Below are 13,305 nucleotides of genomic sequence, written 5' to 3'. Positions count from 1 at the left end.
TCACCCGTCCGCCGCTCGTCATCTTCTAGCAAGCTAGAAATGTTACCGCTCGACTTGCATGTGTTAGGCCTGCCGCCAGCGTTCAATCTGAGCCATGATCAAACTCTTCAATTAAAAGTTTTTTGAATCCGAAGATTCGTGCTCAATGAATTCTGATTTTGATTACTCTCTATAAATAAAGAGAAATCGAATTGACTGTTATAGTCACTCAGTTCAGTTGAGACTCTAAATTTTTGTGCGTCATTCAGTAAAACTGAAATCCGCTGTTAGAACTCAATCTGTACGAGTGCCCACACAGATGATTGCTTCATATTTTTAAAGAACTATGTAACTAAACTTCGTTAGTTACCGCAGCCTCGCTGCGAAGTGGAGCGCTATATTAACCGCTTCACTTTTAAAGTCAACTAGAAAATTTAATTTTTCTTAATTAAGCTTTCCGTTTGGCTTTCCCTTCACTTAACTCGTTGCTTTTCAGCGTTGTGCTCCGTGTCGGTGGATGCGCATTATAGGGAAATCGAAACCCGACGCAACCTTTTTTCGAAGGAAAGTGATAAAAACAACACTTTTGGTTAAATTGCGTACTAAACACATCAAAACAGCTGGTTTTGTCATCAAATATTCACCGATTTGACACAAACCAATTGCTAGGGGATCTAAGTATTGTACATTTCAGATGAGACGCAAGAAAATATGGCGCTTTTTTTGCGCCATTTTCAAAAGTAAGAATTATTAGTATAAAAGACTGTAAAGTTTACGTCGGTAGCGCATTGCTACCTCATCACCTTCTGGCAATGATGCAATAATGTCCAGGTAACCTTTTTTGGCTTCTCCAAAGTTCATGTCTTTTCTTAACACAGCAAACAAGCTTTCAAGCGCATCTGCACTCTTACCCGCATCGACCTGAGCCTGAGCTAACTGGCACAATAGAGACAGATCGCCCGGCGCAGATTCGACTTCAGCCAACAGTCGCCTAAGCTCGGGCGATTCCTGAGCTTCTTTTGCTTGCTCAAGTTTAGAACTTAAATTGGTAAAATACGCATCCCGAGCTTCCTCTGGTACAGATCCTAGTAGCGCCTCAGCCTCATCTACTTTCTTTATCTGAATACAGATGTCTGCAAATACCAACAAAACCCTTGGGTTTTCTTTTGCTACGCCATACGCTTGCTTAGCCAAAGCAAATGCCTCGTTCAACTCGCCACTAGCCAGAGCTTGCTTAGCTTGATCAAGTAAAATCAATTCTGGAGAAGGCAAATGCTCAGAGAGAGCCTTAGAAATCTCTTCCTGTGTTTTAGCGCCGGGAAGAACATCGACAGGAGCTCCCCCTTTTAGAATTACCAATGTCGGCAACGCCTGAAGGCCGACTTGTTGCGCAAGTTGAGAAGCGAGCATTTGCTGCTGATCACAATCGACAGTCGCTACCACTAAGTTATTCGGATATTGCTGAGCAAGCGCATCAAGAATATCAGCTTGTGCAAGACAGTTGGGTTCTTGTGCACTGAAGAACGTCATTAATACGAGTTTTTCTGGGTCCCCGGATGCTAACACCTGTTGGATATTTTCCGGAGTAAGTGAAATTTTATTTTCCATGTTCAAACCAGCTATGATATTTGCTTATCTATATGGTGACATCCTCACAAATTGCAAGGCAAGCTTAAAACCTGATTACGCTGCCGATTTACGACGACTACTTTTCGTCGAGGTGCGTTTCTTCGATCTTTTTTTAGAAAATGAAGGTTTCGACCCAGTTCTGCTACTTTTTAATCCAGTGAACAATGTGCTGTCGCTTACCCAAGCGCGCTCAATAAAACCTGTAATTTCTTTTTCAAGAGGGCTCATAAAAGTTTGGTAAGGCTGCTCTTTCATCGCAATTTTTGCCAATTGTGATTCCCACAGAGCCGTTCTGTCAGGCAAAGAAACATCTTCTGGTAACGTCTTTATCAGAGCCACTCCTAACTCTGTCGAACGGATACTCTTACCATTGCGTTGCAAAAAGCCTCTTTTGAACAATAAGTCGATGATACCAGCTCGGGTTGCTTCCGTGCCCAGTCCATCGGTTTCTTTTAGCACTTTTTTGATCTCAGCATTGGCGACAAACCGGGCGATACCTGTCATCGCACTTAGCAAAGTTGCTTCTGTAAAATGACTGGGTGGTTGGGTGTGCTTCTCAACCACTTCTCCTTTAAAACAGTGTAATAACTCACCCAATTCTAATTGGGGTAAAACAACTGGTTTCTTTTCTTCTGCTTTGAATAACCGCTTAAAGCCTAGCTCTAAGATTTGTTCAGCTTTTGCTACAAATACACCGCCGGCAATTTCTAACTCTACTCTAGTCTGAGTATATCGGTAGGCTGGATAAAACTGCGCCAGATACTGGGTACTTATCAGCTGATAAACTTGCAGCTCATATTGACCTAACTGAGCCGTTTTTAATTTCTTTGCTGTTGGAATGATAGCGTGATGTGCCTCAACTTTAGCGTCGTTCCAACACTTACTTTTCAGGCTGAGATTGGCGTCGGCTACTTTCTCTTCTGTTAACCCTTGATTATTTAACGCAGCACCCAACACCTGTTGCGCTTCAGCAAAATGACCTGTCGGTAAATATCGATTATCAGAGCGAGGGTAAGTGATCAGTTTGTGCTTTTCATAAAGCGCCTGACAAACATCCAATACCTGTTTTGCAGACATACCAAATCGTTTATTCGCATCTATTTGTAATGCCGACAAGTTATAGGGCAAAGGAGGATTATGCTTTTTTGGCTTAGCTTCGATTTTCTTGACTTGCGCATCTTGAGCATGGATCCTCGCCGCCACATTCTCAGCCAAACCTTTCACCAGCACGCGGCCCTCTTCATCCATATATGGCTGGCAAGCTTCACTGGGTTTCCACTTCGCACTGAACTCACTTCCATCATCTTTTCGAACATGCGCCAGCACCTCAAAAAAAGGTTTAGAAACAAAGTTGTCGATTTCCATGTCGCGTCTGACAACCAACCCAAGGACAGGCGTTTGTACCCTACCGACCGAGAGCACGCCTTGAAATCCCGCTTTTTGTCCAACCAATGTATAAGCTCTTGTCAAGTTCATACCATACAGCCAATCTGCCCGGGCTCTTGCCAAAGCAGACACACTTAAAGGAACGAATTCGTGATTGGCACGCATCTGATTTAGCGCTTTTTTTACCGCCGATGGGTTTAAGTCGCTGATTAGTAGCCGTTGAGTCGACTGTTTTTTACGCCCGGATAACTTCGCCTCCTGAAGTACCTCATCAACGAGTAACTGACCTTCTCTGTCTGGATCGCCCGCATGGACCAGGTTGTCGGCTTGTTTGACAAGCTTCTTCACAATACTCAGTTGTTTTTTGGTTTTGGGCTTTGCTTTGAACTGCCAAAGTTCCGGTATAATGGGTAAGTGCGCCATTTGCCATTTCTTATATTTCGGATCATAGTCTTCCGGCGCAGCTTGTTCTAACAAATGTCCAATACACCAAGTAACACAGTCTCCATTGGCTAACTCAATATAGCCTTCATGTTTCTTGTGTGGTTTAGGTAAAACATCTGCGATAGCTCTGCCCAGAGAGGGCTTTTCGGCAATATAAAGTTTCATTCTTCAAAACAACTGTATGTATTTACAGTCATGATAGTCAACTCTGGCAGCAATTGCCAGAGTTGACTCAAACGGACAAAGAGATTGAGGATGGGCTTAGGTTTTAAGTAAGTTCAACTGCTTGTGTTTTTGCTCCACGATGTAAGTCATTGCACTCGCAGCTTGCTCTACCTCATCCGCGAAACCAGATAACTCAGCCGCCGCATCAGATATACCCGTCGTGTTAGTGCTGATTTCCTCAGTCACCATGCTTTGCTCTTCTGCTGCCGTGGCGATTTGTGTTACTTCATTTGATATGCTGCTTAACTCACCTACTAAGCTACTCATAAGCTCAGCAGATTCTTGGCAGTATGAAACCGCTTGCTCACCCTGGCTAACCGTTTTTTCAATGATCTGCTCTGAACCAGTCACTTCACTTTGAAGATTGTCGATCAGCTTGCTGATGTCATCTGTTGAAGCTTGTGTTTTCGAGGCCAGCGCCCTGACTTCATCAGCAACCACAGCAAAACCACGGCCTTGTTCTCCAGCTCTGGCCGCTTCTATCGCAGCATTCAGTGCCAATAAATTTGTTTGCTCTGCAATCGCTCGGATCACATCCAAAATTTTGGAGATGTCACCGCTGCGCTCGGACACTTTACCGAATGCATTTTTGGCATCTAAAACCTGCTCAGCAATTTCCTGCACAGTCTCAGTCGTTCTGACTATACTGCGCTCGCTACTCTGGACCGTTTCAACAGCATGATTTGTACTCAAAGCTGCTTTTTCTGATGCTCTGGCCACTTCTGTTGCCGTCGCACTTAACTCGTTGATGGCAGTAACGACACTGTCTATTTCAAGATGCTGATTCGATACCTTATTTTTAATATTGATCGCGGCTTCTGTGGTTTTATGTGATTGAGTATATGATTCCTCGGCTAACTCTTTGAGGTCAATAATCATGCTTCTTAGTTTTTCGGTGAAGCGATTAAAACCATGTGCAAGGGATATCAGTTCAGCATGGTGGCTTACCTCAAGCTTATGAGTTAAGTCACCCTCACTGGAAGCCAAACTTTCAACCCGTTCCTCAATATAAGTTAATGGTCCAACAATGGTATTAATCAAGACAAGCGCCAGACCCAAAGCAACTGCAGCAACCAATGTTCCTAACAACAACATCCAACGCCCTAATGAATTAGTCGACGCTTCAATCTGCTGTTCTATTTGGGTTACTGAGGCCAATGCAACATCCTTGGGCAATTCAATCACCAAAGACCAGGTTGTATTGGCAAGCTCAATTTCAATAGGGACTGCAATGGCAAGCATATCATCCATCTCACTAAACCCGCCGGTCTGATGTAATTTCAGCAGTTTATCTGCCACACCTGAGTTAATGGATTCTTTCAGGGGTCTGGCTAGTTTATCGTAGTGACTAGCCCCCACTACCAAGCCTAAGTTACTGAGTAAAGTAACTTTCGCCTGGCCTTGGTAAAGAGATTCAGATAACTCGTCAACTAACTGCTGGAAAACAGGTAAATTCACATCCACGCCAACCAATCCCTGAAAACGCCCATTGATGTCTACCGGCACCGTTAATGACGTCATCAGCATTTTGTTACCAGGGGAAATTTCGTACAGGTAGGGTTCCATAATACAGGGGGCAACATTGTCACGTGCGCACAGATACCACTCGGCTTCCCTCAAACCAAACTCGTTACGTTTATCTAAGTACTTGTCGGCTGCTGACTCGATTTGGTGTTGAGTAATGCCACTTGAATCTCGCGTGAAGTATAACTCCAGGGTGCCGTCCCCCGGGGCTGAGTGGCTTGCGCCGGACGTGTGGGCCTGATCTTGTTGGTCATAGCCATTTGGCTCAAACTGAGCATACATAGAAGATACAAATTGATTTTGTTTTAATGCACCTGCTACCAGATGCTGAACTTGGGTGCGTTCAAGCGGGTCGCGGACAGAAGTTTCTTTCAATGCTCCAGCCAGAGTATATGGCACCCGATATGCCGAGTTTATAAATGCGGCAACCTGCTGAGCATAATATTGCCCCTGTGCAGTTAAGCCCGTTCTGATCTCTTGGTATGCCAGCTCTCGAAGCTGTGCGCTTTGTACTTTATTTTCTTTTTGCAGGTTCATCCACATGGTTGATACCAGCAAGGCAACAAGGGCTGTAACCAAAGTAATCACAAACAGGATGAGCTTTTTCTTGATGGACATATGCTGCATATAAAACACTCACAAACGGTTGTTTATTCGGGTAACTTTAGCAAAAGTTACGCTTTCTTGCGTATTCTAAAATGACAGCTTTAAGTAATTATGACTACACTATTCCGATATTTTTTTTACGTAGAATATGAATAGCGCATTCATTACACACGCAACAGACGCTATAACGATGTGACGGGAAAGGAACGATAGCTCAGAGATTTCAATTGAATGGATACTCGACGAGATGAGCCGCTGCTTGTGTACAACAGCGGCTCATATTAAAAGGAGGTTCAGTCTTCCTCGATATTGTCTTTACCACGAGTCGACTCAATACTGTCTAATCTATGGTGAATAGCTGATTTAATCAACATATAGCCACTGATAGGGGCGGTAATAAGCAAGAACATCGAGATCAGTATCTCTTTCACACTGACACCTTCGCCATAAAACCCATAGTAGGCCATGGCAGCAAATAGCAGACACGCCATACCTAGAGTGGTTGCTTTTGTTGGGCCATGCAAACGCATAAAGAAATCCGGCATTTTTACTAAACCGATCGATCCCACCAAAATCAGGCTGCCGCCTAACAATAATAGTATTGAAATAACCCATTCCATCATTCGGTGCTCCTATTCAATGATATCGCCGCGCAGCAAATATTTACAGACGGCCACAGTGCTAACAAAGCCAAGCAAGGCTATCAACAAAGCCGCCTCAAAATACAGCGACGTGCCCATATTCATTCCATAAAGCACTATCAAGGCAATGGTATTAATGTACATGGTATCCAAGGCAAGTATGCGATCTGGAATGGAAGGCCCAACAACCAGTCGCCACAAATTAAGTAACAAAGACACACCGATCATCGCAAAGACAATCAAAATCACCGTCTCTAACATGCAAAGATCTCCTTAATAGGTTTTTCATAACGCGTTTTAATCGTGTCGATCAACTCCGCCTCATCGTCCAGGTCAAGCACATGGATCAACAAATAACGTTGTTGTGGTTCAGCGTCTTCCGCCATATCTTCAGGCCAAGGATAGACCTCAGCACTCACAGTGCCTGGTGTAAGAGACACGGTGCTGGCTAAAATAGTAATCGGCATTGACTGTGCTAAGTCAATTGGCACTTTGACAAACCCGGGCTTCAGCTTTCGGGTTGGTCCCAGGATTTTAATGGCCACCTCGATATTTGCCATTAAGATGTCATACAAAACCAGCAACAAATATTGCAGTGCCTTGCCCGGTTTCAGTACCAAAGGCTGTTTGGTACGAAATGGAAAAGTAGCAAGCGGAATTGCGACAGCAAGAATAGCGCCTAAGATCAAATGTCCCGGTGCAACCGTATTATTGAGCAATAACCACACGATAAATAACATTAGGCTGCGGAACGGCGTTGGCAACCATCTATATTTTGCTTCCAAACGCATTTAGCGTACTCCTCCCAACACGTCTTGCAGTAGTCCTGTGAAATCATGTAACTCCTGAGCTGCCAGCAGTGCATATTCACTCAATGGGCCTGCAAAAATCACCATTAATGGTGTACACAATACCAGCAGCATCACAGCACAAACTTGTGCCGGATGTGCTCGCTCCTGTTCACTATCACCTTTGCCTGTCTGATGCCAAAATACGGTGCTACCCGCTTTTGAAACCGATACCAAAATCGCGAGGCTTGCCACCAAATAAACTAACCAGAACCAGTTGCCATAAGGTGTGTCCAAGGTTGACCTCAGGATCCAGACCTTACCTACAAACCCGGATAAAGGCGGCATGCCGATCACGGCAACCGCAGCGACCAAAAATGCACCGCCAAGCAATAGCGGCTGTGAAACCGGGCGACCAGCGGTGATCCTATCCGCTACCTTACCTCTTTGTCGGGCAATTAAGTCTGCTAACAGGAACAGTGCGGCACTGACCAAGGTCGAATGCACCAGATAATAAATCGCTGCCGCGCTACTTTGCACAGTTTGTACTGCGACCAATGCTACCAAAGTACCAACAGACACAACTACCAGGTTGGCGACCATTTTTCTTAAATCTTGGCTTGCCAATACCCCTATTGCCCCCATCACAATAGTGGCAATCGCCAGCCACCAAAGCCAGTTTTGCGCCATGTGGCTCAGTTCACCAGCTTCTTCGCCAAAAATCAGGGTGTACACACGCATCATAGAGTACACACCCACTTTGGTCATAATGGCAAACAATGCTGCCACCACAGGCATTGCCGTAGAATAGGTGTTAGGTAGCCACAAGTGAAGAGGAAGTAATGCACCTTTAAGCGCAAATACGACCAACAACAACAGTCCACCGATCTTGGCCAGATAGACATCATCACCTTGCAGCAACGTCACTTTTTGCGCCATATCCGCCATATTTAATGTGCCCAGAGTGCCGTACAAGATCCCAAGCGCGATCAGGAAAACCGAAGAGCCGACCAGGTTCAGGATCACATACTGTAAAGCGGCACGTGTATTGCGCTTATCACCACCGTGCATCAGCAAAGAGTATGACGCAATCAACAGGACTTCAAAGAAGACAAACAAGTTAAACGCATCTCCGGTCAAAAACGCACCATTGACGCCCAAAATCAGGAAATGCAGAAGCGGGTGGAAAAAACTGCCACGTTCATCGTCACCAGCGCAGCTATATAAGCCACACACCAGACCAAGGAAAGAGGTCAAAGTAACCAGTAATGCTGACAGCGGATCGGCAATCAGCACAATACCAAACGGCGCAGACCAGTTACCAATCGCATAGACTGAAGTGCCATGCTCGCGGGTCATCAGCAATAAAATTACCGAGGCCACAGTTGTGAGCGCCCCCATACCGACAGACACAATGCGCCGTGCTCGTAGGTTCTTGCCACAAGGCGGCATCAACATAAAGATAGCTGCCAGCATAGGTAATAGTACTGGCAAGGAAGTTAAATGCTGTATCATGCTTTACCCTGCTCCTTACGCTGGGAACCACTGTTGCGCGTAGCCGTATTCACTTCGATACCATTGACATGGTCATTGCCTAAGTCCGCACGACCCCTGATAGCCAGAATGACCACGAATGCAGTCATCGCAAATCCGATTACAATCGCAGTTAACACCAGTGCCTGAGGGAGAGGATCAGCATAACCGTCGCTATAACCCAACACTGCGGCTTTATTCATGGTCAATCGACCTGAGGCAAACAAAAACAAGTTTACCGCGTAAGACAACATAGTGAGACCCAGCACTACGGGAAAAGTCCGGGCACGTAAAATCAGGAACACTCCGCAGGCCACTAACAGGCCCACGCAAGATGAATACAATAGCTCCATTAAATATTTACCTCTTCTTTAGGTGCATTGGCTGTCAACTTACCCAGGCTCGCCAGGATCATCAACGTCGCGCCAACAACCGTAATATATACACCCAAGTCAAATACCAATGCGCTGGCAAGCTCTATCTCTCCAATCACCGGTATATCAAAGTAATCAAACCAACTGGTCAGGAATGGACGGTCAAATGCCCAGCTGCCCAAGCCTGAAATCATCGCAATAGCAATACCTGACGCGATGATCTTCCGATAATTGAGCGTAAAGCGCTCCGAGATCCAATTAGACCCATGCGCGATGTACTGCAATATAAAGGCTATGGCAGTAACCAAGCCTGCAATGAAGCCACCACCAGGTAAATTATGACCGCGCAGGAAGATATAAACCGAAACCATTAACGCCAGAGGTAGCAAACTCTGAGAAATAGATGCCAGCAAAATTGGGTAACGTTCGCGTGCCCATGGACGGCCTTCTGAATCACTGCCCGGCATAAACAGTGGCAGATTTATTAGCAACTTATAAATGCCCAACGCAGCAATACCCAATACGATAATCTCGCCTAAGGTATCAAAACCACGGAAGTCGACCAGGATAACATTGACCACGTTGGTACCACCACCACCGGTCTTCGCATTCGCGAGGAAGAAATCGGAAATCGAATTCAATGGCCGTGTAATCAAGGCATAACAAATACTGCCCACAATCACGCCAATCGCAGAGGCGATACCCAAATCGCGTAACACACGCACAGAGCTGCTTTCTTTGGGCGTTTTTTGCGGCAGGAAGAACAGCGCAAGCATCAGCAGAATGATAGTGACGACTTCGACCGTCAGCTGAGTCAGCGCCAGATCTGGTGCAGAGAAGCGTGTAAACGCAACGGCGACCATCAGGCCCACCACCGAAATCATCAACAAGGCAACCATACGAGTGCGATGCCAGATCACAGTACCTATTGCACCTATCATCAACAAACCAGCACCAATAGCATTGTGAACATCAATGGGGGTTGGTTTGTTTTCGCCAACCAACTGGCTCATTTCAAATAGCGGCCAACCGGCACTCAACAGCACCACCATTAACATCAACATCAAATAGCGCTGCAAGGAACCATTTTCTATTGCATCAATGCGGGCGCGGCTCCAGCCAACTACCTTGGACATGGTATGCTCAAAACCCTTTTTGGCATTAATAGGCGGTAACGATGCCTGGAATGCAAACAAGTAACGGCGCTGCGTATAAATTAGCAAGCCACCGCACACGGCTATTCCGCTCATCAGCAGAGGTAGATTGAAACCATGCCAGATCGCAATCTTAAATTGCGGTGGCTCGCCACCTAATACCGCCGCAGACGCGACATTTAGGATATCGCTGACGATAAAGCCCGGGAACATGCCCACAATCAGACACAGCGCAACCAAAACCTCGATCGGCACACGCATGTAACGTGGCGCTTCATGAGGCTCTTTTGGTAAGTCAACGGGTTCGCCATTGAAGAACACGTCATGAATAAAACGAGCCGAGTATGCCACTGAAAAGGCACCCGCAATCGTTGCCAGGATTGGGATCAACCAAGACATTGAGCCAAGCAACTGCTGATGTAAAGTTTCAGCGAAGAACATTTCTTTTGACAAGAAGCCGTTCAATAAAGGAACCCCTGCCATTGCTGCCGCGGCAACCATTGCCAGGGTTGCTGTGTACGGCATAAATCGCCACATGCCATTGAGCTTACGCATATCTCGCGTGCCGGTTTCATGATCTATGATACCGGTTGCCATAAACAGTGAGGCTTTAAAGGTTGCATGGTTAATGATATGGAATATGGCGGCAACGGTGGCCAATTCAGTATCCAGGCCCAATAACAGCGTGATCAAACCTAAATGACTGATAGTCGAGAATGCCAGTAATCCCTTTAGATCATGCTTAAACAGCGCGATATAAGCACCGACCAGTAAAGTTGCAAGACCCGTGAGGCCAACCAGAATAAACCAGATTTCCGTACCTGCCAGCGCAGGGTAGAAACGAGCCAGCAGGAAAATACCTGCTTTCACCATAGTGGCCGAGTGTAAGTAAGAACTGACTGGCGTAGGTGCGGCCATCGCATGAGGCAACCAGAAGTGAAATGGGAACTGCGCAGATTTAGTGAATGCACCGAGTAATACCAAGATGAGCGCCAGTTCATATAAATCGTGCGCCTGGATAAGCTCGCGACTGGCTAAGATGATATCCAAGTCGTAGCTACCTACAATGTCACCCAGGAGCAATAAACCAGCCAACAGCGCCAATCCGCCACCACCTGTTATCGCCAGCGCCATTTTAGCCCCTTTTCGGGCTTCAGACTTGTGCCACCAATAACTTATCAACAAAAACGAGCTGATACTGGTCAATTCCCAAAACAGCCATAATTGCAGAACATTGTTCGACATCACGATGCCCAGCATCGCCGTCATAAACAGCATTAAGTAAGCATAGAGCTTAGGCATAGAGTCGTTACTACTTAAATAGTAACGCGCATAGAAGATCACCAAAATGCCGATTCCCAGGATCAGGAATACGAACAATAAAGACAAACCATCCAAGCGGAATGAGAGTTCTAAGCCCAACAACGGGATCCACTCTATGGTGGTCCGCAGCTGTTCATTGGCAAACACGCCGGGTGCCATGTAGCAAGCCAGCGCAAGTGCCAATCCAGGCGCAAGTAAAGTTACCGCAGTCGATTGATTGCGGGATAGTTTACCTGTTAATGATGAGAGTAAACTGCCTAATAAGGATAGCAAGGGTATCCAAAGCAATGTCATAAAGAAAACCTTTTATCTTCAATAACCGTAAATAAACGGAACAGCGCGCAGTGTGTAGCTAGTGTTATGCATAGACTATCTGATTTATTTTGCGCACGTTTTTATCACACATAACGCTTACCAGTTATACTTGATTAGTATTTGAGTTGTCTAGACTTTCGCGCTCTATACGCTGCCATTTTAGCCAACATTTACAAACAATTCAGATTAAATTCATAAATAAACTGGGCTTTTAACCCTTGGCAGCTAATTTAACCTGAATAAACCGCTGAAAATCTGTGGGTTTATCGCGCTGTTGCTGAAATGCCAATAGCCAGAGCTCCTTGTATCGTTTGGACAACGCCAGACTCTGATATTGCATGTTAGACATAGCCTGCTGGGGCTTATAAGCAGATAGTAACCCGGCCTCACAACTCTGACTGGGGTACCACCCCTTAGGTGGTGTATTACCAACGTATAAGTTAGGTGCTTTAAACCCAGGAGTTGCGCATAACCATTGTGCTTTTGCCTCATCAATCGCGTATTCATCCTCAAAGCCACTGAAGTGCATCAGTTCATGAACAAACACAGCATAATCGCTGTTCAAGTTTAATGTCATTACGCCACGGCTGACATTCGCATCGCCACGTTTAGTCATCAGGACAAGATGATCGGCAGCAGACCAGTACGCGCTGCCGGGCAATCCAGCAAGGTCGCAATAAGCAAATTTTTGTGCTTTCAGGTGACATTGTAGATCAGATCCCATATACACAGGATCTGCAAAACAATAGCTACCCGAATGAGGTAAAGGGGCACTAAGGTATTGCGCTTTCAACTGTTGCAGCTTTTTAAAGCCCAGCCAGGAATCACTCAACATGGCCACCCGACGTATGCACTTTGCATCATCCCAGTGAAGCTCATTCACAGTTCGGATAGTCAGTTGTTGCAAATCATCCGATGCCAGCTCACTGGCAGAAGCGCCCTGCATAACCCGTGACAGCGTATAATAAGGTCGAGGCAGCGCAAAATGAGAGGCCAACAGGTTTATCTCAGACACTGCATGCGCTGTTGTCAGGGACTCCAATAACCGTAGATGCGCTTGCGAGGCAGTGGCCTCCCAATGCGCTCTGGCCAGCAGGAGCGCTGTATCTAAGTCCCCCTGTTCGATCAGCCGAATTGCCCATTCAAACGCCGCCGCGGGCTCATCCAACTTGCGTAACGCCAGTACCGTGCCATCAGAGAGCTCAGGTAGCAGCAAGCCTGCTCGTCGAACATCAAGGAAAAAGCTCTGTGGGCTGCGCTTAAGCAAAGAAAGCTGTGCCTGACGCGCGTTGGGAGAGTTAAAGTGCCAGGGATTGAAGGCGCTGCCCGCTATGAGTGTGCTACAGACCAGTAACACTACATAGCGAAGCATCAAAGCAGGCAT

At 46.1% G+C, this 13,305-nt stretch carries 10 protein-coding genes and 1 rRNA gene; all 11 read right to left on the bottom strand.

Translation table 11 applies throughout. The annotated features are described in order from the left end of the window. Positions 1-114: ribosomal RNA gene (locus IY568_RS12410) — 16S ribosomal RNA — on the bottom strand; the annotation flags it as partial. 615 nt (positions 115-729) lie between these two features. After that, a complete protein-coding gene (locus IY568_RS12405) occupies positions 730-1,587 on the bottom strand; it encodes a tetratricopeptide repeat protein (protein ID WP_125562478.1) in 858 nt (285 codons plus the stop codon). A 75-nt stretch (positions 1,588-1,662) separates the two neighbouring features. Continuing rightward, on the bottom strand, positions 1,663-3,603 hold the full coding sequence (locus IY568_RS12400) for a DNA topoisomerase III (RefSeq protein ID WP_194867703.1): 1,941 nt from the start codon (positions 3,601-3,603) through the stop codon (positions 1,663-1,665). A gap of 96 nt (positions 3,604-3,699) precedes the next feature. After that, the gene (locus IY568_RS12395) at positions 3,700-5,814 is read right to left on the bottom strand and encodes a methyl-accepting chemotaxis protein (protein WP_194867702.1); all 2,115 of its coding nucleotides are present in this window, start codon (positions 5,812-5,814) and stop codon (positions 3,700-3,702) included. Between the two features lie 272 nt (positions 5,815-6,086). Then, positions 6,087-6,416 carry a Na+/H+ antiporter subunit G gene (locus IY568_RS12390; RefSeq protein ID WP_125562472.1) on the bottom strand — a complete coding sequence of 110 codons (330 nt, stop codon included), beginning with the start codon at positions 6,414-6,416 and terminating at the stop codon, positions 6,087-6,089. 9 nt (positions 6,417-6,425) lie between these two features. Beyond that, complete coding sequence (locus tag IY568_RS12385; protein ID WP_010385043.1) at positions 6,426-6,695, bottom strand: K+/H+ antiporter subunit F; 270 nt, start codon at positions 6,693-6,695, stop codon at positions 6,426-6,428. Beyond that, the gene (locus tag IY568_RS12380; RefSeq protein WP_049866593.1) at positions 6,689-7,225 is read right to left on the bottom strand and encodes a Na+/H+ antiporter subunit E; all 537 of its coding nucleotides are present in this window, start codon (positions 7,223-7,225) and stop codon (positions 6,689-6,691) included. The genes IY568_RS12385 and IY568_RS12380 overlap by 7 nt, the downstream gene beginning before the upstream one ends. Then, positions 7,226-8,737 (bottom strand): monovalent cation/H+ antiporter subunit D, encoded by a 1,512-nt coding sequence (locus IY568_RS12375; RefSeq protein ID WP_125562470.1) that lies wholly within the window; start codon positions 8,735-8,737, stop codon positions 7,226-7,228. Beyond that, positions 8,734-9,108 carry a Na+/H+ antiporter subunit C gene (locus IY568_RS12370; RefSeq protein ID WP_010385046.1) on the bottom strand — a complete coding sequence of 125 codons (375 nt, stop codon included), beginning with the start codon at positions 9,106-9,108 and terminating at the stop codon, positions 8,734-8,736. Before IY568_RS12370 ends, IY568_RS12375 begins: the two co-directional genes overlap by 4 nt. Further along, positions 9,108-11,900 (bottom strand): monovalent cation/H+ antiporter subunit A, encoded by a 2,793-nt coding sequence (locus IY568_RS12365; RefSeq protein WP_125562468.1) that lies wholly within the window; start codon positions 11,898-11,900, stop codon positions 9,108-9,110. Before IY568_RS12365 ends, IY568_RS12370 begins: the two co-directional genes overlap by 1 nt. A gap of 232 nt (positions 11,901-12,132) precedes the next feature. Continuing rightward, positions 12,133-13,305 (bottom strand): hypothetical protein, encoded by a 1,173-nt coding sequence (locus IY568_RS12360; protein ID WP_194867701.1) that lies wholly within the window; start codon positions 13,303-13,305, stop codon positions 12,133-12,135.

Source organism: Pseudoalteromonas sp. PPB1 (assembly GCF_015356275.1).
Lineage (GTDB): Bacteria > Pseudomonadota > Gammaproteobacteria > Enterobacterales > Alteromonadaceae > Pseudoalteromonas > Pseudoalteromonas rubra_D.
Note: the sequence above shows the minus strand (reverse complement) of the source record. Positions and strands in the feature narration are given on the sequence as shown.

Coding starts and splice junctions, on each gene's coding strand:
- IY568_RS12405 (WP_125562478.1), bottom strand. CDS start 1,587: ATGGAAAATAAAATTTCACTTACTCCGGAAAATATCCAACAGGTGTTA.
- IY568_RS12400 (WP_194867703.1), bottom strand. CDS start 3,603: ATGAAACTTTATATTGCCGAAAAGCCCTCTCTGGGCAGAGCTATCGCA.
- IY568_RS12395 (WP_194867702.1), bottom strand. CDS start 5,814: ATGCAGCATATGTCCATCAAGAAAAAGCTCATCCTGTTTGTGATTACT.
- IY568_RS12390 (WP_125562472.1), bottom strand. CDS start 6,416: ATGATGGAATGGGTTATTTCAATACTATTATTGTTAGGCGGCAGCCTG.
- IY568_RS12385 (WP_010385043.1), bottom strand. CDS start 6,695: ATGTTAGAGACGGTGATTTTGATTGTCTTTGCGATGATCGGTGTGTCT.
- IY568_RS12380 (WP_049866593.1), bottom strand. CDS start 7,225: ATGCGTTTGGAAGCAAAATATAGATGGTTGCCAACGCCGTTCCGCAGC.
- IY568_RS12375 (WP_125562470.1), bottom strand. CDS start 8,737: ATGATACAGCATTTAACTTCCTTGCCAGTACTATTACCTATGCTGGCA.
- IY568_RS12370 (WP_010385046.1), bottom strand. CDS start 9,108: ATGGAGCTATTGTATTCATCTTGCGTGGGCCTGTTAGTGGCCTGCGGA.
- IY568_RS12365 (WP_125562468.1), bottom strand. CDS start 11,900: ATGACATTGCTTTGGATACCCTTGCTATCCTTATTAGGCAGTTTACTC.
- IY568_RS12360 (WP_194867701.1), bottom strand. CDS start 13,305: ATGCCTGCTTTGATGCTTCGCTATGTAGTGTTACTGGTCTGTAGCACA.